This window comes from Singulisphaera sp. GP187 (genome assembly GCF_900129635.1).
Taxonomy (GTDB): Bacteria; Planctomycetota; Planctomycetia; order Isosphaerales; family Isosphaeraceae; genus Singulisphaera.
This window is the reverse complement of record NZ_FSRB01000001.1, coordinates 866,712-888,267: the sequence shown is the minus strand read 5'-3', so window position 1 is coordinate 888,267 and position 21,556 is coordinate 866,712. Positions and strand designations below refer to the sequence as shown.

Here is a 21,556-nt window from a genome sequence, read left to right as displayed (position 1 = left end):
GTACCCGTCCCCTTGAGTCGAGTCGACGGCCGACCCGCAAGCCGAATTCCCAGCCGTCTGCCCCCGATTTCCAGGCGCTCATTCCCCCGTTCCAGGATGGAACGGTCGAGTGCGTTGAAAAAAGGGAGGAAGACGGACCCGAGGAGTCGGCTTTTCCCTCGGACTAGGTGCTCCCACGCTCCGCGTCCCGTGCGCAGGCACGGCCCCCGATCCGTTTCCACGGCCCTCGAGGACTTGGCCCCGCACCTTCCCTCTCCAGCTTCGATCGGCAACAACCGGCCGGCCGAGGTCTGGGTTCAGCGCATCACGCCCCCTGTCTACATTTTAGTTGGAGCTTTCCCATGGATCATTCTTCTGCACGTGAGAGCGCTATTGCGGCCGTCACCGGCTGGCAGTCGAACGGCACTCGGATCAACTTCAAAGAGACCCCGGTTCGCCAACTCTTCGGCACGAACGTCTTCTCTGAAGAAGTGATGCGGGCACGGTTGCCGGAGCATGTCTTCAAGGCGATCAAGAACACGATCAAGAAGGGCGCTCCGCTCGACTCCAGCATCGCCGACATCGTGGCGACCGTGATGAAGGAGTGGGCGATCGAGAAGGGGGCGACGCACTACACCCACTGGTTCCAGCCGATGACCGGCCTGACGGCCGAGAAGCACGACTCGTTCCTCTCCCCGACCGACAACGGCAGCGCCATCGCCGAGTTCAGCGGCAATGAGCTGGTCCGGGGCGAGCCCGACGCGTCCAGCTTCCCCTCCGGCGGCATCCGTGCCACGTTCGAGGCCCGCGGCTACACCGCCTGGGACGCGACCAGCCCCGCCTTCATCCTCGAGAACCCGAACGGCACCACCCTCTGCATCCCGACCGCGTTCTGCTCGTGGACCGGCGAGGCGCTCGACAAGAAGACCCCGCTGCTCCGCTCGATGGAAGCCCTCTCGAAGCAGGCGCTCCGGATCCTCAAGCTGTTCGGCAGCAACGCCTCCCGGGTCCACACGACCTGCGGGCCCGAGCAGGAATACTTCCTGATCGATCAGAACTTCTATTACGCCCGGCCCGACCTGATGAACGCCGGCCGCTCCCTCTTCGGTGCCAAGCCCCCCAAGGGGCAGGAGATGGAAGACCACTACTTCGGCGCCATTCCCGAGCGGATTCTGGCCTGCATGCTCGAAGGGGAGCTGGAGCTCTACAAGCTGGGCGTGCCGGTCAAGACCCGACACAACGAAGTCGCCCCGGCCCAGTATGAAATCGCCCCCTTGTTCGAGAACGCCAACGTCGCCACCGACCACAACATGCTGGTCATGGAGACCTTGAAGCGCGTGGCCGGCCGCTATGGCCTGCAAATGCTGCTCCACGAGAAGCCGTTCGCCGGCGTCAACGGCTCGGGCAAGCACCTGAACTGGTCGATGGCCGACGACGAAGGCAACAACCTGCTCAAGCCGGGCGATACCCCGCACGAGAACGCCCAGTTCCTCCTCTTCCTGGCCGCCGTCATCCGCGCCGTCGCCCGCCACGGCGATCTCCTCCGGGTCTCGATCGCCACCGCGTCCAACGACCACCGCCTGGGGGCCAACGAAGCGCCGCCGGCGATCATCTCGATCTTCCTCGGCGACCAGCTCCAGGACATCGTCGAGCAGATCGAAAAGGGGGGAGCCAAGAGCACCAAGGCGGGCGGCACGATGACCGTCGGCGTGACCACCTTGCCGACCCTGCCCCGCGACGCCGGCGACCGCAACCGGACCAGCCCGTTCGCCTTCACCGGCAACAAGTTCGAGTTCCGCGCCGTCGGTTCGAGCCAGTCGATCGGCGGGCCGAACGTCGTGCTCAACACGATCGCGGCCGAGAGCATCGACGAGATCGCCACCCACCTGGAAAAGGCCGTCGAAGCCGGCAAGGACCTCAACACCGAGATCCAGGCCCTGCTGCCCAAGTTGATCGCCGAGAGCAAGCACGTCATCTTCAACGGTGACGGCTACACCGAGGCCTGGCACGTCGAGGCCGAGAAACGCGGCTTGCCCAATCGCAAGACCACCGTGGATAGCCTCCCCGACCTGATCACCCCCAAGTCGGTCGCCCTGTTCGGCAAGTACGGCGTCTTCTCGGAGCGCGAGATTCACTCGCGGTACGAGATCTTGCTCGAGAACTACAAGAAGACGATCAACATCGAGTCGCAGATCACGATTCAGATGTCCAACCGACAGATCCTGCCCGCCGCCCTGCGATACCAGAGCGAGCTCGCCCTGTCGATCGGCAACCTGAAAGCCGCGGGCGCGTCGGCCCCCAAGGCCCAGGTCGAGCTCCTCAACGATGTCTCGGCGACGATCGAAGAGCTGCTGACCAAGACCCACAACCTGTCCAAAGTGGTCGAAGCCCACGTGAGCGGTGATAGCCTGGCGCATGCCAAGTACTCCCTCGACGTGATCATCCCCGCGATGGCCGCCGTCCGCGCCGCCGGCGATAAGCTCGAGGGTCTCGTCCCCGACGACCTCTGGCCGCTGCCGACCTACCAGGAAATGCTGTTCATCAAGTAAGCATACGCGGATTTTTCAAGAAAACTTTGCGGGTCATGGGCAGGTCAAACTCCCATGACCCGTTTTTATTTCAATGATCCGCCAATGGGCTAAAAATCAACGAAAGAGAGCGGACGCAGCAAGTCGTTCTCCAGCCATGGCTTGCAGCCAACTCAGCGATGCAACTCTTTTCGGACAAACCTTTTACAGAAACACCCAAATCCTACTGGTTTTTAGTCCATCGGCGGATCATTGTTTTTTTGCGCATCAATTGGCCCTTGCCAAATGCCTTCCCAAGTTTCGTTTCGTTCAAGACGGCTTGTTAACCACTTTGTGTAATTTGACGACCCTGCCCCAATCCGCTTTCCAGCCCCGAGCGGTCATGAAATCCTCAAAGTACTGACCACTTCCGTACAACACATCGTCCGTTGCAAGCCAAACGGTGTCGCACTCCGTACACATGAAGGCCTGCTGATCCAGATCTTTGAGAAGGACTTCCCAAACGTAGTCCTGCCCACAGTACGGGCAGATCAGCCACGAATCGCCTTGGCTCTGGGATGGGGATGGGGATGGGGATGGGGATGGGGATGGGGATGGGGATGGGGATGGGGATGGGGATGGGGATGGGGATGGGGATGGGGATGGGGATGGGGATGGGGATGGGGATGGGGATGGGGATGGGGATGGGGATGGGGATGGGGATGGGGATGGGGATGGGGATGGGGATGGGGATGGGGAATGCGGTGACGTCATTTGTGTTCCATCTCTACAGCGGTTTTCGTTGTCATATGGAATATTGTTAATTTTTTGCATAAAAGCCCGCTACACCTCGTCCACAGACCCAGCAAGTCTTAACTCCATCAACTTACTAAATTCCAGGGGCTTGTGCCCCTGGTCATGATTCGTCGTTGACCGATTCACGGCCCCTTGGTGTGGAAGATGAGCAGGTACGGCACCGCGGAACGCCCCTCGGCATCTTTGAAATTGCCGAACTTCGGAGAATTGAGCCAGAGCGCGTACGTCTTGCTCGGCTCGAGTTTCACCGGCAACACGCAAGTCCGCTCGTCCTTTGTGTAGCTGGGCTCTCCCGCGAGTTCAGGGAACGTCTTCTTCGAGTGCTGAGCCCATGACCAGCTTTTATTCATCATCTCCTTGCTGAATGTCACCTGGATCTGTTTCAGGCGGGGATCGACATCGGTCGTGCCCGTGGGCGGGACGGTCTTGACCACAACCGCGGGGAATGGCCCGAAGACATCCTCATCCGCGTCGGCTTTCGATGGTTCGAGGTTCGACGCGAGTACGGTGGTAACGGCGACCGTCGGCTTCGGGGTCGGCGCTTTCCGGGGGATTGACGCCGCCTGTTGGTTGCGCGCGGGCGGACGAGATTCCGCCTGCTGGCTCGCGTGGGTCGCCATGCCGATGAGAGTGCCTGCCAGCAGCGACGCGAGGATTGCGATCTTCGTCATAGCCATCGTCCTCAACACTCCAGCAACTAAGATCTCGACGCTGACCGGGACCACCCCGGCCAGCGACCGACCGGCCACGAGTCGCGTCGCGGCCTGGACGGTCGTGCTGAACAAGGGCTCGGGCCGACCCGACGTCGGAATCAGCACCGAGGCGAGCATCGAGGCCTCCGGGGCGAGTCCCCGGCGCTCCAGACGAGACCGCAGTAAGTCGCGGCCGCGGGCGAGGCGACTCCGGACCGTACCGACCGGGCAGGACAAGCGACGGGCGGTCTCTTCGTGGGTGAGCCCCTCGAAGTAGCACAAAAGGATGGCCAAGCGATATCGCAAGGGCAACCGCCGCAGTTCCTCGTCAATCCGCAGGCGCACTTCGAGATCCGGGTCAGCGACTCGGGCGGCAGGCTCCGCCAGTTCCGCATTGGTCCGCTCACGTCTTCGCCGGCGGATCGCGACGGTGCGCGCCCGCTTGGCCACGCGGATGCTGACCCCGTAGAGCCAGGGACCGAGTGACTCGTCAACCCGGACCGAGGCGGCCCGCCGAACCAGGACGAGGAAGGTGGCCTGGAACGCGTCTCCCGCGTCGGCGTGGTCCCTGAGGACGCGCTGGCAGACCCCCCAGACCATCGACCCATGCCGGTCGATCAAGCCCGCAAACGCTGCCTCGTCATGTCTTTCAACGAACCGCTCCAGCAACTGACGGTCCGTCAGGCCGGAGACCACGCCCCCGCCGAAAAGGCTCTGAAACTCGCGTAGTGACCCACTCGACCACTTGTTTGCCATCAGGCCGGCCCTCGTGACGATGCTCGTCTCTTGGCACTATGCACGCAACTCGGCGAACCAATCCCAAAGATTCCGCGGATTCCCCTTTTTTTTCCTGGCCCATCCCATCGATCTGAAGTGAAGGCTCGCCTCACCCCTCCCAGAAAGATTCACGCAATTCCAACAATTGGACCTAATCACCTGTGCCGCCTTGGATCAACAAGACCAGCGGACGGCACGGATCGGATTTGGTAAAATCGCCCCCCGCAGTCTGCTGACATTGTCCAGGAGCGACCCCAGATGCAACGCCTGTTCGCCGGGACCCCCTTCGATCGGCCCCCCACCTGCGAGCGCTGCGGGCGGTTGGAAGCGGAGTGCACGTGCCCCCCTCCGATCCTCGAGCCGGTCCGGATCGCTCCGGACAAGCAGACCGCTCGGGTCCGTCTTGAGAAACGGGTGAAGGGGAAGGTCGTCACGGTCGTGGCCAACCTCTCCGCGGAAGGGAATGACCTTCCCGAGCTTGCCGCGAAGCTGAAAGAGAAATGCGGCTCGGGAGGGACGGTCAAGGACGGCCTGGTCGAAATCCAAGGGGACCACGTCACGACCGTCGAGAACGCGCTGAAAGTCCTCGGTTACCGGACGAAACGCGGATGATTCGCCAGGCGCGAGCGACGGCGTTCGGCTTGGGCTTGGCGGTACTCGGCTGGCAGGGGTGGAACGCGCACCAGGGCCGATTCGTCCACGCCTTTCTCGTCGCCGATCTCGTCGTCGGTCTCTTCCTGGTCGTGGCCGCCGCGTGGCCAAGCGATCGGACCGCGACAGCGCTCATGATGGCTGGGTTCTCGGCGATGGCGGCGGTCTTTCTGTCCGCCACGACGGGGCGATTGCTCCTGGGCAACGCCTTCGATCCCGGAACCGTACTGACGACCGTCGGGCTGGTCCCTTGCCTGGTCGGAGCCATCGTCCTGGGGCAGCGCCTCCTGCTTCGCTGAGAACGGATGACCCGCGAGTTGGCTCCGGCTGAGGCGGCTGGGCTCTCGGTTGCTCGGGGTCGTTGGGATTCCATCGAAGCTGCGGGAGTTGCGGTCCCGAAGTTGCCAATCGGCCGAGGGAAGGCTTTAATGGTCCAAGGGCCGGCCTGAACCTTGCGCCTCGTCGGTCCCCCCTCCCCATGATTATTGTGCTGTCGTGCCTTCTGCCGGATTCTCGAAACCTCGGAGATCGGACCCGCGATGACCGTTCATGCGATGCCGGTGATGCTGGGCGTCCTGGCCATCTTGGCCGTGGCCTACCGCTACTACAGCGCCTTTCTGGCAGCGCGGGTCGCGGCGCTCGACGACTCGCGGACGACCCCCGCGCATCTCCAATACGACGGCCAGAACTTTCACCCCACCAATCGCTGGGTCCTGTTCGGCCACCACTTCGCCGCGATCTCAGGAGCAGGTCCGCTGATCGGGCCGGTCCTGGCGATCCAGTTCGGCTACTTGCCGGGCCTGATCTGGCTGATCGTCGGCGTCTGCCTCGCCGGGGCGGTGCAGGACATGATGGTGCTAGCCGCGTCCGTGCGCCGCGGTGGCCAAAGCCTCGCCGGCATCGCGCGGGCGGAGATCGGCCCGGTCGCCGGCGCGGCCACCACGATCGCGATTCTCTATATCATCATCATCGCCCTGGCCGGCCTGGGCATCGTCGTGGTCAAGGCCCTCGGGGGCGAAGAGGTGCCCATGAAGGCGGGCACCAAACTGATCTACCCCGCCGACGCCTCCTTCAGCAAGGAAATCACGAAAGGGCAGCCGACGATTTACCCCGTTCCGCCGGGATCGACCTACCGGTTCGGTGAGGCAGCCGACGAGGAGATGACCTTCCAAGAGCCGTTTCGACTCGCCGTCCCCGCGGGTTCGTGGCTCGAGCCGAAGACGGGGGGCTATGTCTTACCCAAGGACTCCAAACGGCTCGTTCCGGGCAGTTCCTGGGGCACGTTCACGATCGCCTGCACGATTCCGATCGCCCTGTTCGTCGGCTGGTATATGTACAAATTCCGGAAGGGCAAGGTCGTCGAGGCCTCGATCGTCGGTGCCATTGCGGTCCTGGCCGCCACCGTCGCCGGGGCCTGGATCCCCGACTCGAATCTCCAGCCTTTCTTTGAGCTGACGCGCAACCAGACCATCGGCGCGATCGCCGCCTACGGGTTCATCGCCTCGGTCTTGCCCGTCTGGCTCCTGCTCTGCCCGCGCGATTATCTCTCGAGCTTCTTGAAGATCGGCACGATCGGCCTGCTCGTCATCGGCGTCATCGTCGCCAACCCGACGCTGGAAGCGCCGATGGTCAACGCCCACTTCCAGAACGGCGGCGGCCCCTACTTCGACGGGCCGATCTTCCCTTACGTCTTTATCTGCATCATGTGCGGCGCCATCTCGGGGTTCCATGCCCTCGTTTCCTCGGGAACCACGCCCAAGATGGTCGACCGGGAATCCGACATCCGGATGATCGGCTATGGCGCTATGCTCATGGAAGGGCTCGTCGGCATCGTCGCCCTGATCGCCGCGGCGGCCCTGCCGAACTCAATGTATTACGACATCAACATCGACCTCGCTAAACGCCCCCAGTTCGCGCAACAGCTCAAGGCGATGGAGGCCGACCACGACGGCCATGGCGGCGATGCCGGTGAGCTCGTCGCCATGGAAAAGAACGTGCAAGAGTCGCTCCACGGCCGGACCGGCGGAGCCGTGACCCTGGCCGTCGGCATGGCGCGAATCTTCTCGCGGGCGATTCCCAAGATGGACTGGCTGATCAAGTACTGGTATCACTTCGCGATCATGTTCGAGGCGCTCTTCATCCTGACGACGATCGACACGGGGACCCGGATCGGTCGGTTTATGGTGCAGGAGTTCCTCGGCAAGTTCTGGAAGCCGCTGGGAGACCTCGATTGGCTCCCCGCCTCGATGCTGGCGACGTCCCTGGTCGTGTTCGGCTGGGCCTACTTCATCTGGTCAGGGTCGGTTGAGACGATCTGGCCGATGTTCGGCATGGCGAACCAACTCTTGGCGGTCATTGCCCTGGCGATCGCGACCACGGTGCTCGTGAACTCGGGCCGAAGCCGCTACGTCCCGGTGACCTTGCTCCCGCTCGTGTTCGTGGCGATCACCACGACGTCCGCGGGTTATTACGAGATCACGGGCAAGTTCACCAAGATGATCCAGTCGGGCGCAGTGCTCCGTGGCTGGCTCAACATCGGCCTGACGCTGATGCTCTTGACCTGCGTTTCGGTGATTCTCATCTCGGCGCTGATGAGGTGCGTCTCGGGCGTGAAGCCCGTCGAAGCCGAGGTGGAGGCGGAGGTCTGAACGGCCAAACTCAGACGATGCGAACGCTCGGCTTTGGCGAGCGAGCGAAAACCCTTCGATCCGCATGACGCGGATCGAAGGGGGTTAAAGTTCTCTTGGCTGAGCTTTAGACCAGCTCGTTATCCACGGAAACCGTGACGGGCTTTTCTTGGCCGAGCCGGCTGTGGTGCATTCCGTACAGGAAGTAGATCGCCAGGCCGATCGCCATCCAGACGATGAGGCGGAGCCAGGTATCCCCGGGCAAGCCGGCCATCAAAAAGATCGCGAACAAGGCACCGAGGGGAGCCGTCACCCAGACGAGTGGGGTCTTGAACGGGCGTTCGATCTCCGGTTGAGTAATCCGAAGGACAAGGACGCCCACGCAGACGACGGCGAACGCGAACAGCGTCCCGATCGAGACGAGTTCGCCCACGATGCTGATCGGCAAGACGGCCGCCGCGACCATGACCACCAGGCCGGTGATGATCGTCGTGATGTACGGCGTGCCAAACCTCGGGTGGAGTTTCGACACGAACGCCGGCAGCAGGCCGTCGCGCGACATCGAGTAAAAAATCCGCGGCTGGCTCAGCAGCATGACGAGGATCACCGAACTGAGCCCGGCGATCGCCCCAAGCTTCACGATCGGTGAGAGCCACTTGAGTCCAATCGCGTCGACGCCGACGGCGATCGGGTCCGGGACATTGAGCTGCTTGTAGTTCACGACCCCCGTCAGCACGAACGAGACAAGGATATAGAGGATCGTGCAAATGACCAGCGACCCGAGAATGCCGATCGGCATGTCGCGTTGCGGGTTCTTGGCCTCCTGGGCCGTGGTCGACACGGCATCGAACCCGATGAACGCAAAGAAGACGACCCCCGCGCCGCGGAGGATACCGCTCCAGCCGTAGACCCCAGGGCCTTCGTTGGGCGGAATGAACGAACCGCCCCAGTTGTCCGTCGAGACGAAGCCGATGCCGGCCGCGATAAACAAGAGGACGATGCCAACCTTGATCACCACGATCACGTTGTTAACGCGGGCCGACTCCTTGATCCCGAAGACCAGCAGCGTGGTCACGGCCGCGACGATAAACATCGCCGGAACGTTGAGAAACGCGGTGGAATGGGCGAATGAGCTCCAGTCAATCTTGTTCTTGACCAGGAGATTCTCAACCCCGGAGAGGGCCATCCAACCCGAAGCCAGATGGAGCTTGGCGGCAATCGCGTCGGGGATGTTGATCATCTTCGTCCCGGGCGCATTGGCAAAATGCGGCGGGATGTTGATGCCGATGTTGTGCAGAAAACTGACGACGTATCCCGACCAGCCGATCGCCACGGTGGTGGCGCCAAGCGAGTATTCGAGAATGAGGTCCCAGCCGATCAGCCAAGCAATGAATTCGCCCATCGTTGCGTAAGCGTATGTATAGGCCGACCCACCGATCGGCACGGTGGAGGCCATTTCAGCATAGCAAAGCCCGGCGAAGGCGCAGGCGACTCCTCCCAGGACGAACGAAAGCGCGATCGCCGGTCCGGCGTTGGACGCCGCCGCGGTCCCGGTCAACACGAAGATCCCCGCGCCGATGATCGCACCGATGCCGAGCATGGTCAGGTCAAACGCCGTCAGCGACCGCTTCGGTCCCTCCAGATCGCTCGCCTCCGCTTCGGCCTTGAGGGAGGCCATTGACTTTCGAACAAACAGATTCGCCATCGTCACCTCTCAAAGATTTGCGTCGCGCTCCGAAACTGGCTCTCCCCCTTCGGGACGAGCTTCGGGCGAACCCGTGAGCTCGCCCGAAGTTCTCCCCTATCATAATCTCTTTCCGACGACCGATCACTTCGAGTCGGGCAGTTCCATGACTTCGACCTTGCGAATCGTCACTTTGCTGCCGGGGTCGTGCTGCTGGAAGGCGAAGTGGCCCTCTTTCCAACTCCGGTTGTGGTCGAGGAACTCGTAGAGCACCTCGCCATTGACCGAGACCTTGATATGCGTGACGATTTTGCCCCGATAATCCTTGTCCACAACCTCCACCTCTTGGGTGAAGAACGTGTCGGGAGGAACGAGCTGCTTATACACGTGAACGAACGTATAAATCGAACCGGTCTTGATCGGGTCGGTGTGACTGCTGTTGACCTGGATCTCGTAACCCTTGGTGAACGTCGGCTCCTTGGGAGTCCGAATGTACATGCCCGAATTGCCTTTGTCGTTGATCTTCAGCTCAGCGCGATAGCGGAAGTTCTTGTAGTGCCCCTTGGGGCTGAACAGCATCGACTGCTTGCCCGTACCCTCGATCAGGCCGTCCTTAACCACCCAGTGGCTCGTTCCCTTGCCGGCGAGTTCCAGCGAGGTCCATCCTTCGATCGATTTGCCGTCGAAGAGCGAGACCCACTCCCCATCCGCGGCACAGGCAAAGCCCGGCGCAACGAGTCCCAGGACTAACCAGCAGCAGCCGCTCCGAAGCAGTCGGTTCATGCAACGCGTCCCTTCAAATCAAAAAAAATCTGGTGGAGACCGTGAAGTCCGTCGCGGAACGCGGCCCGCTCGATTTTCGGACGAGAGGCGCAAGGCGTTCCCCTGGCAAGGCGAATCTTAAGCGCCGAAGGTGGCGTGTGGCTAGGGGTTAGTGGTGAAATGGGGGACGAGATACGGAGGAATTCGGTGTTGAGGAGAAACGGCGTTCCCATGGACCACCAACCGCGACCAACCGTCCTCGAAGTGATTGCCCAGCGCCGGACGGTTCGCCGGTTCGATCCCGGTCGTCCCTTGGCCGACGACCTTTTGAGGCAAATCCTCCACGCGGCGACGCGCGCGCCCTCGGATGGCAACTTGCAGCCCTGGCGATTCCTCGTGGTCCGCACCGAGTCCAACCGCCGGCGGCTCCGCGGCTGCGCGTTCCAGCATCCGCGAGTGACCGAGGCCCCGGTCATCGTGATCGCCCTGGGCTACCACCACCCCCATCGCAGCCATCTCGACGCCATGCTCGAACGCCAGCTCGCCCTGGGAGCGATCACCCGAGCCGAGCACGCCGAGATGCGTGCCAGGACGGCCCGTGCCATGGAACGCAGGAACGACTTACCGCTCTGGGCGACCCGCGCGACGATGCTCGCCATGGCCACACTGATGCTGGCCGCCGAATCGTTGGGGGTCGGCTCGTCCCTACTTGAGTTGTTCGATGGGGGGAAGCTCAGGGAGGCGTTCGGGATCCCCGACGATCACACCGTCTCCGGCCTGATCGCGCTCGGCTATCCGGCTCGAGACGTTCCCTTTCCCGGGCGATTCGGCCTGGGGGAGGTCTGCTTCGAAGAGCATTTCGGCCAGCCCTGGACGATCGACGAAACAGGCCCCGCGCGGCCGCTGGACCAGGCCAGACGCGCCGAGTAGGATGGCGAGCCTGGTGTCGGACCCCGGTCGGTCCACGGCACATTTTTTTGTCCCCTCCGTCGTCTCGGAAAGGTTCGCGATATGCACGGGCTTTCGGGCAGCCTGAGAAGTCGAACACTCGTTCTGGCGCGGGCAATCACGCTGATCGCCGTCGTCACGGGGCCGTCCGCATGGGCGCAAACCGCCCCGGAATCGTCCACCACCCCCGCGCCGCGGGCCGGGTTGTGGATGCAGCGTCACGAGGCGTTTCTCGAACGCGCCAAGCAGGGAAACATCGACCTACTGTTCCTGGGCGACTCGATCACGAACGGCTGGAGCGGGCGCGACAAGAACGGGGAAGGACCGATCGAGGTCTGGGAGCGGCACTACGCCCCCCGCAACGCGGCCAATTTCGGCATCGGTGGCGACCGCACCCAGCACGTCCTCTGGCGCATCGAGAATGGCGAGATCGACGGCATCAGCCCCAAGGTGGCGGTGCTCATGATCGGCACGAACAACGCCGGCGCCAACAGTTCGGATGAGATCGCCGAGGGCATCGAGGCGATCGTCAAGTCGCTCCGCCAGCGGCTCCCCCAGACCAAGATCCTCTTGCTTGCCGTTTTCCCTCGCGGCGAGAAGCCAGGCCCGGTGCGCGAGAAGCTGGCGGCCGTCAACGAACGGATCGCCAAGCTCGACGACGGCCAGACGGTCAAGTATCTCGACATCGGCCCGAAGTTCCTCAATGAGGACGGCACGATCTCAAAGGAAATCATGCCCGACTTCCTTCACCTGAAGCGCAAGGGCTACCAGATCTGGGCCGACGCCGTCGAACCCACGCTCTGGTCGCTGCTCGACGAAGCGACGGTCAAGCCCTGATTGGTCCCCTGAGGCCACAAGCGTTTTGCTCGCACGTGCGTGGAATAAAACCAAATGGATTTGATTTGAATTCCCCTGGGACCGCAGGCGGCCCGCCCGCTCTTGAATTGTATTGGAATTGAATGGAATCACATTCATTGCGGTGTCGGGCGTGCCAAGCAAGTGAAACCCTTCTCCCCAGGCGCAAGAGAAACGATTGGCGCTCTACAGCGGTTTACGTTTGGGTGGATCACAGGCCGAGCGATCAGGGTGGCTGGGGTCCGTACTCGGCCCCCGGTCTTCATGATGGCTCGCGTACCGGGGTCCGAGTACGGACCCCAGCCACCCTGACGTGCGCCATTCGAGGGTAAACCGCTGTAGGATTGTAAATTGTTCCCCAACTTACGGGGAGGTGTACTTAGTAAGCGTCGGCGGAGATGACTTCACCGCCGTTTCTGGTCGCAAGGGCCTGGAACACGAGGCTCGACGGCGAATAAATGGTGCTCCCATCCGGTCGCTCGCCCGAGTCTCTGAGCACCGTTTTCAGGAAGTGGACCGAGCCATCCGCGAAGACGAAGTTCCCGCCGCCGGGGTGGCGGCTTGAGAAGTCATCGAGCCCACCGTCGGTGTCGGTGTCGGTGTTGAGCAGGTGGGCGTGGGCCTGGATGAGCGTCGCGGCGGGATAGAAGAGGGCACCGGTCGTTGGGCAGGGGTTCTGTTGGCCGCGGCGGGTGACACCGTTCGTCACGACGCCAGCCCACGTGCCTTTCGCGTTCGACCACGCCCGCTCGCCGACCATGAAGGTCTGGCTCGCACCGTCCGTGAGGTCGGCGAGACGGATGCGGCTGTTCCGGAACATCACGCCGCGGCCGAGACCGTCGTTGTTGTTCCCGGTGGTGGTGTCGGTCTCGTCTCCTCCTACGGACGCCGCGTAGCTCGACGGGCTTGCCTTCGCCAGCACGTTCCCTGAAGGGTCGGTGACATCGAACGGACCGCTCGTCAGGTCGGACGGGCAAAGGTAGGCGGTCATCGCCGTGCCGATGACGGTCGAGTTCTGCGGGGCTTCGACCGGGAGGCCGAAGTTCACGGCATTGAAGATCGGCCCCTGTTCGAGCTGGGGCAGAATCATCGTGCCCCATCCCCATCCGGGTGCCGTGTCGGTCGCTCCGTCGGTGAATCGGCTCCGAGAGGCGTAACCCATCGGGAAGGCTCCGAGGGCGTCGTGGTAGTTGTGGAGAGCGAGGCCGAGTTGCTTCAGGTTGTTCGTGCACTGGGCCCTTCGTGCGGCCTCGCGGGCGGCCTGCACCGCGGGCAAGAGCAGGCCGATCAGAACGGCGATGATGCTGATGACAACAAGAAGCTCGATGAGCGTGAAGCCGCTTGTGGCTCGCGTTGGAATCGGGGTGCGACTCATGGCCGATGGGTCTCGATGCAAAGAGTCCGGAATCGCCGGACCACGAGGGGGGAACTAAGCACGCCCGCCGGGACTTGGGCCCCACGATCGCCTGAACGCCAAGCGGAGTGAGGCCACGACGGCCGTAATATCAGTTGCAACTTCTCCTCTCCGTCCGTGTTCGGGACGGTGCTTCTTCAGTAGGCGTCGCTACTGATGACCTCCCCGCCTCCCACCGTCCCCAGCCCTCGCCACGTCTGTCCGTTGATGCTGTCCTTGATGAAGCGGACCGAGCCGTCGCCGAAAAGCACATTGACCCCGCCGGGGTGGTAGCTGCGGGAGCCGACGGCGGCGAAGGTGGGCCCGCCCTTGCTCTCGGAGGCGCCGACGATGTTCAGGTCAGTCCGCCGGTCGGGGCCGCCGGGGACCTTGAAGTTTGGCGGCCAAGTGGTCGTAAAACCGGATTGGTGGACGGCCCCTTCGACCCACTCGGTGTGGCCGCTAGTGCTGATGGTGCAGCCGCCCGCGTACTCCGCGGGGCGGCGGCGAGCGGGTCGGCATTCGGGGGCGGGATGTTCGCGGGACCCGTCACGCCCGACGGTCGGCAGCCCGAGACCTGGGACTGGTACGCCTTGACCTCGGCGACGACGACCGTGTTGCTCAGGCCGTCGGTGAAGTCGGAGAGCTTGCGGCTGCGGTTGGGGCCGAAGGCACTCCGATTCTCGGGGCCGTTGAAGCCGCCCCAGACGTACCAGTCGCCCATGGCGAAGCCGTAATTCGTGACGCCGAACCGGCTGCCGTCGGCCCGCGGCCGGGGCTCGGGCTTGATTTCGCTCGGGCAGACGAAGACCGCGACGTGGGCCCCGGCGACAGTCGAGTTGTCCGGGGTGCCGTAGCTCAGCGTAAAGTTGATGGCGTTGAACATCGGGCCCTGCTCCAGGGAGGGCAGGATGCGGCCGTGGATGCTCCAAGCCCCCCACCATGTGACGGTCGAGCCCGAGCCGGACATGACGACCACGGGAGGCAGGGCCCCCATTCCGCTTTCGTAGTTTGCGAGGCCGAGCCCGAGTTGCTTGAGGTTGTTGATGCATTTGGATGCGGCGGGCGGCCTCACAGGCGGCCTGGACTGCGGGCAGGAGCAAGGCGATGAGTACAGCGATGATGGCGATGACCACCAAAAGCTCGATGAGCGTGAAGCCGCGTGTCTCAACACGGGTTCGCACGGAACCTACCCCTCTCGTCAAAACGTAGGTCTCCCCGGCTGGACCAGGACCGGCGGGTTGACACGGCAAGTTGCTACTGAGATTCAATCTCAGCTCGACCGAGATCTCGAGTATCCGGATCCCTCGGTCCGGCGTCAAGAGGCCGCTCGCGAAAATTCGCGCCGGTTACCCCCAAGCGGGCCATGACCTGGGGATCACCCGGGTCTCAACCGGGCAGGCCGAGCTTGAATTACATGACTACTTCTTGATTTTATGAGGGTAGGCGGACGGCGACGTTTGCCGCGATCTTCTTTGAGAATGACCAAAGCGAGCACCGATTGAATAATTAGCGAGATTGGTTGTCCGTGTGAGGAGACCGTTCGAGATGCGGCGAGTTGGCTCGACACACCTGGTACAACGGCTCGGGATCACGCTGTTGATCCTCGGCCTTGCTCATGTGCCGCTGCCGATCGTCGACATTCATGTCGTTCGCCATACCCACGGTAAGGGCCAGGTCTGCCCGATGCACAACCACCTGCTGCGGTGGCACGCGTCGGACGCCTCGCCGGAACGGGCCGTCCTTCACTTCCATTGGGCATTTCTCGCGGGTTCACCGCCCGTCGATGCAACTCATGGGCCGGCCATTCACGCCGACGCGCCCGCCCCCTTCGGCCTTGGAGTGCGTGACGACGTCCCTGAGCCTTCCTGCACGGATCCGGAGCAATCACTCGTCGCAAAGCCTCTGCTCATCCTCCTCGCCGATCTTCTTCCCTTTGCCGATGCCGATCGGGTTCGACAAGCCATGTGTGCTTGTTCCGCCCCGCCGTCGCGCAACTTCGGCACGACCTTCCCGCCTCGCCACTCCGTCGCCTCCCGCCTCCAGCGCGGGGTTTGCTGACGCCACCGAGCGGAGTGTGATTCCGAGCATCCGCGCCGGGCGTGCATACGCGTTATTCTCTCGCGAACGCAAATGCTCGGGCTTGCTTCGCCCCGTGCGTCTTCGCCAGGCCATCTGATGGCTTCGCGACTCCATGCGCACGGTTGCCGGACAACAAATCCATTCGAACCTCCGTTGATGAGCGGCCTCGGCCGTGAATCGGCGAGTTCTGGCTGACCCATCATTCCTAGATTCATTGGCGTTCACACGCCGATCGGAGGCGGCCCATGCACCGGGGCACCATTCAAGCGCAGCATGATGCTGGCTTCATCGATCCATGGATGAGGAATTCGGACGACAACGACGGCGTTAACGGGCGGGAGTGGCCGGACGGACTGGCGATCTTCGGCCTCGTTCATGTCCCAGGGGCAGGCGACTCGGCTGGGGATGAGCTGGCGCGCTTGGGACTCTGTTGGAAGGTCCTCGAAGTGAGGAGCGACGGTCGTTTGATGTAACCCGATCCGAACGGCGTCGGCGGTCGACGACGAGAACGCCGACGCTTTCCGGCATGTTCAGCACATGCATTGCCGCGAAATCCTGTTAATTATTTGATGAATGTAGTGATGGCAAAAGCAACGAGGATCGTTCTGGTCGCTACATTCCTCCTCGGGTGCGGCCTCGAGGCGTCGGATCCCCTCACGGCCGGGAGCCAAGCGGTCTTGAGCGACCCGAGGAGCTCGCCGCTCGACGTCATCGTGTTCGATTACCCCCAGGACGGCGGGGAACCCACGCATCGCACTCGAACGAGCCCGCACTGAGTGTACCGGCGGGCGCGGTGATCGAGGTCGACGGCCGCCCGGCGGTCTTTATCCCCAACCGCGACGGCCATTCCTTTGCCCTCCGCCCGGTCGGGGTCGGCCGTGAGTCGGACGGCCGGCGGGTCATTACGGCCGGTCTTCGGGCCGGCGAGCTCGTGGTGGCAAACGGCACCTTCCTGCTCAAAGTTAGGCATCTCGGTCGTGACGATCGTCTTCCACGAGGGAACCAGCCTCTATCTTGCCCGACAGCTCGTCAGCGAGCGGCTCGTGAAGGCCGCCGCGGAACCCAGCCGACCCCCTGTTCGGGGGGAGGACGGTGCTGGTCAGCGTGATGCAAGGGCTGAGCGTCCTCTCCGTCGTGCTCGCGGTGTTCGCAATCGCCCTCTATCGGGGCCAAGGCGAGCACGATGCACGGGCCCTGACGTTCACGACGCTCATTGTCGCCAACCTGGGACTCATCCTCGCCAACCGCTCATGGAGTCGGACGCTTCTCGAGAACCTACGAATACCGAAGCCTGCGATGTGGTGGGTCTATGGGGGAGCGACCGTCTTTCTCTTCGCCGTCCTGTTCATCCCCTTTCTCCGCGACCTCTTCCATTTCTCGATTCTGCATCCGAACGATCTCCTCCTCTGTCTGGCAACAGGGGTCGTGAGCCTGCTCTGGTTCGAAAGAGTGGAAATTCGTGCGACGTCGGGGACCTTCTCAAGAAGTGGGCTGATAGTGAGCACTCCGTCAGCTAAAGCAGACGGCTTCTTGGGCGACGCATGCCGGTGCTACGTTACCGCCCACTGGCCCGCTCCGGGCCAGCCAGCCCGCGAGGGCTGGGGTTCGCTCCGGGGCCGTCTCCCGACGGTCCATCGCGTAGAGGAGGTTGACCCCCGATTCTTGCACGGGTGGTTACGGCGAAGCCATCGGAACGAACAACAGTGTTCTTAAGTTTACTTGATTTCGCTTATTGACTCAAGGGCGGCGATTCCTCCGTTGCTTAAAAGCAACGGTCCCCTCGCCGAATTTTATGGCTGGGATTGCGGACGGGACGCCCGTGGTACCAGGGAAGCAAATCCAATCGAAGAGGTCGGGACGCCCGCGGTACCAGGGGGGGGGAAGCAAATCCAATCGAAGTGCGGGCGGGGCACCCACGGTTCCAGAAGGAATGCCCGACCAGTCCATGTCAAGAGTGGCATGTCCGTTGGGATTGTTCAAGAGAGTTGGAGTTGACGATCCGCCAACCCGTCTCCCGCACAGCCCGGTTCGCTTGACCGTCCGGCGTGTTAGCCTGTAAGATGCCGTGGGGTCTGGCCTTTCAGAAATTCAATAGGATACTCCCCGTCTCCGATCCGGGGAATAAATCGAGGCTGAGGATGAAAGACGAGCCGCGCACGCCGTTGAAGCACGAACATGAACACGCGGTTCCGACCGTTATTCACCATCCCGAGGAGGATCTTCCTCTGCTCGCGCGCTGGTTGAAGCACGCGATGGAGAACCCGCTTCGGTTCTGGAGCCTGATCATCGGCCTGGTCGTGGTCGTGGTCGGACTCTCGCTGCTGAGCACCGGGTTGGGATCGGGCCGCACCGCCTCGAATGTAGCCTGGACCGAGTTGGAGGTGGCCAAGACCGCCGGCGAGCGCGTCGAGATTGCAAACAAATACCCCAATACGGCGGCGGAACGCTGGGCCCTGCTCCAGGCGGCCACCGAGTACTACAATACGGGCTTCGCCGACCTGCCGGCCAATCGCGATGTGGCGCTCGCTCAATTGAAGCTGGCGCTCAAGTATTTTGAGCAGGTCGCCAAGGAGTCGCCGAAGGACGCCCCGCAAGCTCGTGCCGCCGCGTTCGGAGTCGCGCGAACTCACGAGGCCCGCAACGAGATCGAGAAGGCGGTCACGCAATACCAGTCGGTCGCCAAGTCGTGGCCCGACACCGAGGAAGGGCGCGAAGCGAAGAAGCTGGCGGAACTGCTCCAGAAGCCCGAAAACGTGGCGTTCTATAAGGAGTTGTACGCGTTCAAGCCGGTGGAAACGACCCTGCCGCCGCTCGGTCAGGGATCGATCCCCCTGCCCCCCGGCCATCCGTCCACCGGTACCGGTTCGCTGCTCCTGCCCCCGCCGCCGCCCAGCAGCGTCGAGACACCCAAGATGCCCGCCGGCGACGAGGCCACCAAGGCCCCCGCACCCGCACCCGCCGGCGACGAGAAGCCCAAGGCGAACCCGGCCCCGGCGTCCGGTTTGCCCGACGATGTCTTTGCCCCGTCGGCGACGACCCCGACCCCAGCCCCGGCGCCGACCACCACCCCCACCCCCGAGCCGAAGAAGGATGAGCCGAAGCCTTGATCTTCGACCTCGAAGGTGGCGAATCGGCCGGATCGCGGAATGCCTCCCGAACTCTCCAGCACCCCCTGTGATTTTCAGGTCAAGGCCCGGATGGTGGGCAAGCGGATCGACGCGTACCTCGCGAGCCGCTATCCCGACTATTCTCGGTGCGTGATCCAGAAGGTGATCGACGCCAAGGCGGTCCTGATCAATGGGCAACCGACCAAGGCGTCCTACAAGGTCCGCCTCGACGACGCGATTCGCGTCTGGCTTCCCGAACTGGCCGACGAGGCGCCGATCCCCGAGGAAATCCCGCTCGAGGTCGTCTACGAGGACGAGGCGCTGACGGTCGTCAACAAACCGCCGCGGATGGTCGTTCACCCGGCCAAAGGACACTGGAGCGGCACCCTGGTGAATGCCCTCCAGTTCCACTACGACACCCTCTCGACCGTGGCCGGTGAGAACCGGCCCGGCATCGTCCATCGCCTCGACCGCGACACGACGGGGCTCTTGCTCGTCGCCAAGGACGACTTCGCGCACCGCAACCTCGCGAAACAGTTCGAGCAACGCACCGTGCGCAAGGAATACCTCGCCATTGTCTCGGGCGTCCCCTCGCGCGATAGCGACTACATCGAGAAGCCGATCGGGTTCCACCCGACCAATCGCGAGAAAATGGCCATCCGGCTCCCCGAAGACGGCGCCAAAGAGGCGGTCACGTTCTACGAAGTCCTCGAACGGTTCGACGGTTTCGCCTACGTTCGCTGCAAACCGAGGACCGGCCGAACCCACCAGATCCGCGTCCACCTCGCCCACATCGGCCACCCGATCGTGGCCGACAAGGCGTATTCAGGCCGCGATCACCTGACCCTGGGCGACTTGCTCGGCGCCGGGACCGCCGACGCCGATCGGGTCCTGATCGATCGCCAGGCGCTCCACGCCCACAACTTGTTCATCCGCCACCCGTTGTCGGGCGAAGACCTGGCGTTGAACGCCCCCCTGCCCGATGACATGGCCACCGTGCTCGCGGCCCTGAGGTTGCATCGGCCCAAGCCCCAAACCGGTCATCGCTGAACCGGCGAACCCGCCGGCCGATCCCCTTCGCTCCGTCAGACTTGCCCTAAGCCGTTGGCCTCGGTTTGCATTGAGTTTCTGATGGGCGAGCGCAGGGATGCAAAGGCCGCTGGGTGCCACGGGTTGGACTCAACCCGTGAGCGATCGCCCAGGTTTCTGGCTCACGGGTTGAGTACAACCCGTGGCACCCAGGGCCTGCACATCATTTCACGCGATCACTCCCTGAACGACCTTTCCTTTCACGTCGGTCAGGCGCATCTCGCGACCGGCGTATCGGTAGGTCAGCTTCTCGTGGTCGAGCCCGAGCAGGTGCAGGATGGTCGCGTGCCAGTCATGAACATGGACAGCTCCTTCGACGGCCTCGGAGCCGTACTCGTCGGTTTTGCCGTAGGCGAGGCCGCCGCGGACGCCTCCTCCCGCCATCCAGATGCTGTATCCCTTGTGGTTGTGGTCGCGACCGTCGTTCCGCTGCGCATAGGGGGTTCGCCCGAATTCGCCCCCCCAGACCACAAGCGTGTCATCGAGCAAGCCACGCGACTTCAAGTCGGTGAGTAAACCGGCGATCGGCCGGTCGATCGCCAGCGCATTTCTGGCGTGAGCCTGCTTGAGGTTGAAGTGCTGGTCCCAGCCGCCGTGACAAATCTCGACGAACCGGACCCCGGCTTCGGCGAACCGCCGCGCCAGCAAGCATTGCCGGCCAAAGTCGTCGGTCGTCGACTCGCCAATCCCGTAGAGCTTCCGGGTCGCTTCCGACTCATGGGTGAGGTTCATCAGGTCGGGCAACTCGCCCTGCATCCGGAAGGCCAGCTCGTAAGACTCGATCACTCCGTCGATCGCCGGGTTCACCCGGTCGCGCTCGAGCGTCTCACGGTTGAGCGTCTGCACCAGATCCAGTTGCCTGCGCTGGTCTGCCCCCTGTCGTTTCGGATTCTTCAGGTTGCTCACGACCGCATCGGCGACCGGCATCCCGCTGTAGCCGATCCGGGTCCCTTGGTAGATGGCCGGCAAGAACGAGCTGCCGTAATTGGCCGACCCACCGTTGTTGATCGGGGGACAGATCGTGACGAACCCAGGGAGATTTTCGTTCTCCGTGCCGAGCCCGTACTGCAACCAGGAGCCCATTGAGGGGCGAGGAAACTGGAAGATCCCGGTGTGCATCTGCTGAAAGGCTTGCGGGTGATTCGGCAGGTCGGTCTGCATGCTGTTGACGACGCAGAGGTCATCCGCGCATTGGGCGACCTCGGAGAACAACTCGGAGATCCAGAGCCCGCTCTGCCCGCGCTGGCGGAATTCCCAAGGGGAACCGAGCAACTTGGCCGAGGCCGCCCGCCCCTTGCCGAAGGTCTGACCGTCATCACGGGAGAGCTTCGGCTTGTAGTCGAAGGTATCGACATGCGACGGTCCCCCTTCCATGCAAAGAAAGATGACCCGTTTGGCACGCGCGGGGAAGTGAGTCGGTTTCGGCCTCAGTGGGCCGGCCTCTTTCTCCGCGGCCCAGGTCGAGAGGCCCGCGAAGGCGAGGTAGCCGAACCCCGAGGATGCCGTCTTGAGCAAGGTGCGCCGGGATAGGATCGAGGCGTGAGGGTCCTGGTTCATCCGAATTCGTCTCCTATGACGGGAGCCTGT

At 63.1% G+C, this 21,556-nt stretch carries 18 protein-coding genes and 2 pseudogenes; 11 read left to right on the top strand and 9 right to left on the bottom strand.

Translation table 11 applies throughout. The features are described from left to right. Positions 1-341 precede the first annotated feature (341 nt). The gene (locus BUS42_RS03560; RefSeq protein WP_074305322.1) at positions 342-2,528 is read left to right on the top strand and encodes a glutamine synthetase III family protein; all 2,187 of its coding nucleotides are present in this window, start codon (positions 342-344) and stop codon (positions 2,526-2,528) included. A gap of 548 nt (positions 2,529-3,076) precedes the next feature. Next, complete coding sequence (locus BUS42_RS42490; RefSeq protein ID WP_159452157.1) at positions 3,077-3,310, top strand: hypothetical protein; 234 nt, start codon at positions 3,077-3,079, stop codon at positions 3,308-3,310. 114 nt (positions 3,311-3,424) lie between these two features. Here the strand turns inward: BUS42_RS42490 and BUS42_RS03550 are convergent, their stop codons facing one another. After that, entirely contained in the window at positions 3,425-4,750 is a 1,326-nt protein-coding gene (locus tag BUS42_RS03550) for an RNA polymerase sigma factor (protein ID WP_074305320.1), read from the bottom strand. 279 nt (positions 4,751-5,029) lie between these two features. Between BUS42_RS03550 and BUS42_RS03545 the strand changes: the two genes are divergently transcribed. The 3 genes from BUS42_RS03545 to BUS42_RS03535 all read left to right on the top strand — a co-directional run bounded on the left by BUS42_RS03545 (position 5,030) and on the right by BUS42_RS03535 (position 8,070). After that, positions 5,030-5,383 carry a translation initiation factor gene (locus tag BUS42_RS03545; RefSeq protein WP_074305318.1) on the top strand — a complete coding sequence of 118 codons (354 nt, stop codon included), beginning with the start codon at positions 5,030-5,032 and terminating at the stop codon, positions 5,381-5,383. Beyond that, on the top strand, positions 5,380-5,721 hold the full coding sequence (locus BUS42_RS03540; protein WP_074305316.1) for a hypothetical protein: 342 nt from the start codon (positions 5,380-5,382) through the stop codon (positions 5,719-5,721). The genes BUS42_RS03545 and BUS42_RS03540 overlap by 4 nt, the downstream gene beginning before the upstream one ends. A 240-nt stretch (positions 5,722-5,961) precedes the next feature. Continuing rightward, positions 5,962-8,070, top strand: a complete 2,109-nt coding sequence (locus BUS42_RS03535; protein WP_074310636.1) for a carbon starvation CstA family protein — start codon at positions 5,962-5,964, stop codon at positions 8,068-8,070. A 106-nt stretch (positions 8,071-8,176) separates the two neighbouring features. On the opposite strand, the gene BUS42_RS03530 is transcribed toward BUS42_RS03535, so the two are convergent. Continuing rightward, positions 8,177-9,754, bottom strand: coding sequence for an amino acid permease (locus BUS42_RS03530; RefSeq protein WP_074305314.1), 1,578 nt, complete (start codon positions 9,752-9,754; stop codon positions 8,177-8,179). 123 nt (positions 9,755-9,877) lie between these two features. Further along, complete coding sequence (locus BUS42_RS03525; RefSeq protein ID WP_074305312.1) at positions 9,878-10,516, bottom strand: 3-keto-disaccharide hydrolase; 639 nt, start codon at positions 10,514-10,516, stop codon at positions 9,878-9,880. Between the two features lie 210 nt (positions 10,517-10,726). On the opposite strand from BUS42_RS03525, the gene BUS42_RS03520 reads away from it, so the two are divergent. Both BUS42_RS03520 and BUS42_RS03515 read left to right on the top strand, forming a co-directional pair. Further along, positions 10,727-11,425 (top strand): nitroreductase family protein, encoded by a 699-nt coding sequence (locus BUS42_RS03520; RefSeq protein WP_074305311.1) that lies wholly within the window; start codon positions 10,727-10,729, stop codon positions 11,423-11,425. Positions 11,426-11,506: 81 nt separating this feature from the next. Next, on the top strand, positions 11,507-12,280 hold the full coding sequence (locus BUS42_RS03515; protein WP_074305309.1) for a platelet-activating factor acetylhydrolase IB subunit: 774 nt from the start codon (positions 11,507-11,509) through the stop codon (positions 12,278-12,280). A 397-nt stretch (positions 12,281-12,677) separates the two neighbouring features. On the opposite strand, the gene BUS42_RS03510 is transcribed toward BUS42_RS03515, so the two are convergent. The 4 genes and pseudogenes from BUS42_RS03510 to BUS42_RS46280 all read right to left on the bottom strand — a co-directional run. Further along, entirely contained in the window at positions 12,678-13,673 is a 996-nt protein-coding gene (locus BUS42_RS03510; RefSeq protein WP_074305307.1) for a DUF1559 domain-containing protein, read from the bottom strand. Between the two features lie 176 nt (positions 13,674-13,849). Beyond that, positions 13,850-14,026: pseudogene (locus BUS42_RS46290) on the bottom strand (H-X9-DG-CTERM domain-containing protein); the annotation flags it as partial. Between the two features lie 20 nt (positions 14,027-14,046). Then, positions 14,047-14,688 carry a DUF1559 family PulG-like putative transporter gene (locus tag BUS42_RS46285; protein ID WP_410001671.1) on the bottom strand — a complete coding sequence of 214 codons (642 nt, stop codon included), beginning with the start codon at positions 14,686-14,688 and terminating at the stop codon, positions 14,047-14,049. Between the two features lie 103 nt (positions 14,689-14,791). After that, positions 14,792-14,875: pseudogene (locus tag BUS42_RS46280) on the bottom strand (prepilin-type N-terminal cleavage/methylation domain-containing protein); the annotation flags it as partial. A gap of 364 nt (positions 14,876-15,239) precedes the next feature. Here BUS42_RS46280 and BUS42_RS03495 point away from each other — a divergent pair. After that, positions 15,240-15,752, top strand: a complete 513-nt coding sequence (locus BUS42_RS03495) for a hypothetical protein (RefSeq protein ID WP_074305303.1) — start codon at positions 15,240-15,242, stop codon at positions 15,750-15,752. A gap of 742 nt (positions 15,753-16,494) precedes the next feature. On the opposite strand, the gene BUS42_RS03485 is transcribed toward BUS42_RS03495, so the two are convergent. Then, positions 16,495-16,743, bottom strand: coding sequence for a hypothetical protein (locus BUS42_RS03485; protein ID WP_074305299.1), 249 nt, complete (start codon positions 16,741-16,743; stop codon positions 16,495-16,497). A 122-nt stretch (positions 16,744-16,865) separates the two neighbouring features. On the opposite strand from BUS42_RS03485, the gene BUS42_RS03480 reads away from it, so the two are divergent. The 3 genes from BUS42_RS03480 to BUS42_RS03470 all read left to right on the top strand — a co-directional run bounded on the left by BUS42_RS03480 (position 16,866) and on the right by BUS42_RS03470 (position 19,930). Further along, a complete protein-coding gene (locus tag BUS42_RS03480; RefSeq protein ID WP_074305297.1) occupies positions 16,866-17,486 on the top strand; it encodes a cation transporting ATPase C-terminal domain-containing protein in 621 nt (206 codons plus the stop codon). Between the two features lie 425 nt (positions 17,487-17,911). Continuing rightward, positions 17,912-18,880 carry a tetratricopeptide repeat protein gene (locus tag BUS42_RS03475; protein WP_074305295.1) on the top strand — a complete coding sequence of 323 codons (969 nt, stop codon included), beginning with the start codon at positions 17,912-17,914 and terminating at the stop codon, positions 18,878-18,880. 39 nt (positions 18,881-18,919) lie between these two features. Beyond that, the gene (locus BUS42_RS03470; protein WP_074305293.1) at positions 18,920-19,930 is read left to right on the top strand and encodes an RluA family pseudouridine synthase; all 1,011 of its coding nucleotides are present in this window, start codon (positions 18,920-18,922) and stop codon (positions 19,928-19,930) included. Between the two features lie 207 nt (positions 19,931-20,137). Here BUS42_RS03470 and BUS42_RS03465 read toward each other — a convergent pair whose 3' ends face one another. Next, positions 20,138-21,526, bottom strand: coding sequence for a DUF1501 domain-containing protein (locus tag BUS42_RS03465; RefSeq protein ID WP_074305291.1), 1,389 nt, complete (start codon positions 21,524-21,526; stop codon positions 20,138-20,140). Between the last annotated feature and the right edge of the window lie 30 nt (positions 21,527-21,556).

What these genes read in the sequence shown, in the direction of transcription:
- BUS42_RS03560 (WP_074305322.1), top strand. Translation starts at nt 342, where the DNA reads ATGGATCATTCTTCTGCACGTGAGAGCGCTATTGCGGCCGTCACCGGC.
- BUS42_RS42490 (WP_159452157.1), top strand. Translation starts at nt 3,077, where the DNA reads ATGGGGATGGGGATGGGGATGGGGATGGGGATGGGGATGGGGATGGGG.
- BUS42_RS03550 (WP_074305320.1), bottom strand. Translation starts at nt 4,750, where the DNA reads ATGGCAAACAAGTGGTCGAGTGGGTCACTACGCGAGTTTCAGAGCCTT.
- BUS42_RS03545 (WP_074305318.1), top strand. Translation starts at nt 5,030, where the DNA reads ATGCAACGCCTGTTCGCCGGGACCCCCTTCGATCGGCCCCCCACCTGC.
- BUS42_RS03540 (WP_074305316.1), top strand. Translation starts at nt 5,380, where the DNA reads ATGATTCGCCAGGCGCGAGCGACGGCGTTCGGCTTGGGCTTGGCGGTA.
- BUS42_RS03535 (WP_074310636.1), top strand. Translation starts at nt 5,962, where the DNA reads ATGACCGTTCATGCGATGCCGGTGATGCTGGGCGTCCTGGCCATCTTG.
- BUS42_RS03530 (WP_074305314.1), bottom strand. Translation starts at nt 9,754, where the DNA reads ATGGCGAATCTGTTTGTTCGAAAGTCAATGGCCTCCCTCAAGGCCGAA.
- BUS42_RS03525 (WP_074305312.1), bottom strand. Translation starts at nt 10,516, where the DNA reads ATGAACCGACTGCTTCGGAGCGGCTGCTGCTGGTTAGTCCTGGGACTC.
- BUS42_RS03520 (WP_074305311.1), top strand. Translation starts at nt 10,727, where the DNA reads ATGGACCACCAACCGCGACCAACCGTCCTCGAAGTGATTGCCCAGCGC.
- BUS42_RS03515 (WP_074305309.1), top strand. Translation starts at nt 11,507, where the DNA reads ATGCACGGGCTTTCGGGCAGCCTGAGAAGTCGAACACTCGTTCTGGCG.
- BUS42_RS03510 (WP_074305307.1), bottom strand. Translation starts at nt 13,673, where the DNA reads ATGAGTCGCACCCCGATTCCAACGCGAGCCACAAGCGGCTTCACGCTC.
- BUS42_RS46285 (WP_410001671.1), bottom strand. Translation starts at nt 14,688, where the DNA reads ATGGGGGCCCTGCCTCCCGTGGTCGTCATGTCCGGCTCGGGCTCGACC.
- BUS42_RS03495 (WP_074305303.1), top strand. Translation starts at nt 15,240, where the DNA reads ATGCGGCGAGTTGGCTCGACACACCTGGTACAACGGCTCGGGATCACG.
- BUS42_RS03485 (WP_074305299.1), bottom strand. Translation starts at nt 16,743, where the DNA reads ATGCCTAACTTTGAGCAGGAAGGTGCCGTTTGCCACCACGAGCTCGCC.
- BUS42_RS03475 (WP_074305295.1), top strand. Translation starts at nt 17,912, where the DNA reads ATGAAAGACGAGCCGCGCACGCCGTTGAAGCACGAACATGAACACGCG.
- BUS42_RS03470 (WP_074305293.1), top strand. Translation starts at nt 18,920, where the DNA reads ATGCCTCCCGAACTCTCCAGCACCCCCTGTGATTTTCAGGTCAAGGCC.
- BUS42_RS03465 (WP_074305291.1), bottom strand. Translation starts at nt 21,526, where the DNA reads ATGAACCAGGACCCTCACGCCTCGATCCTATCCCGGCGCACCTTGCTC.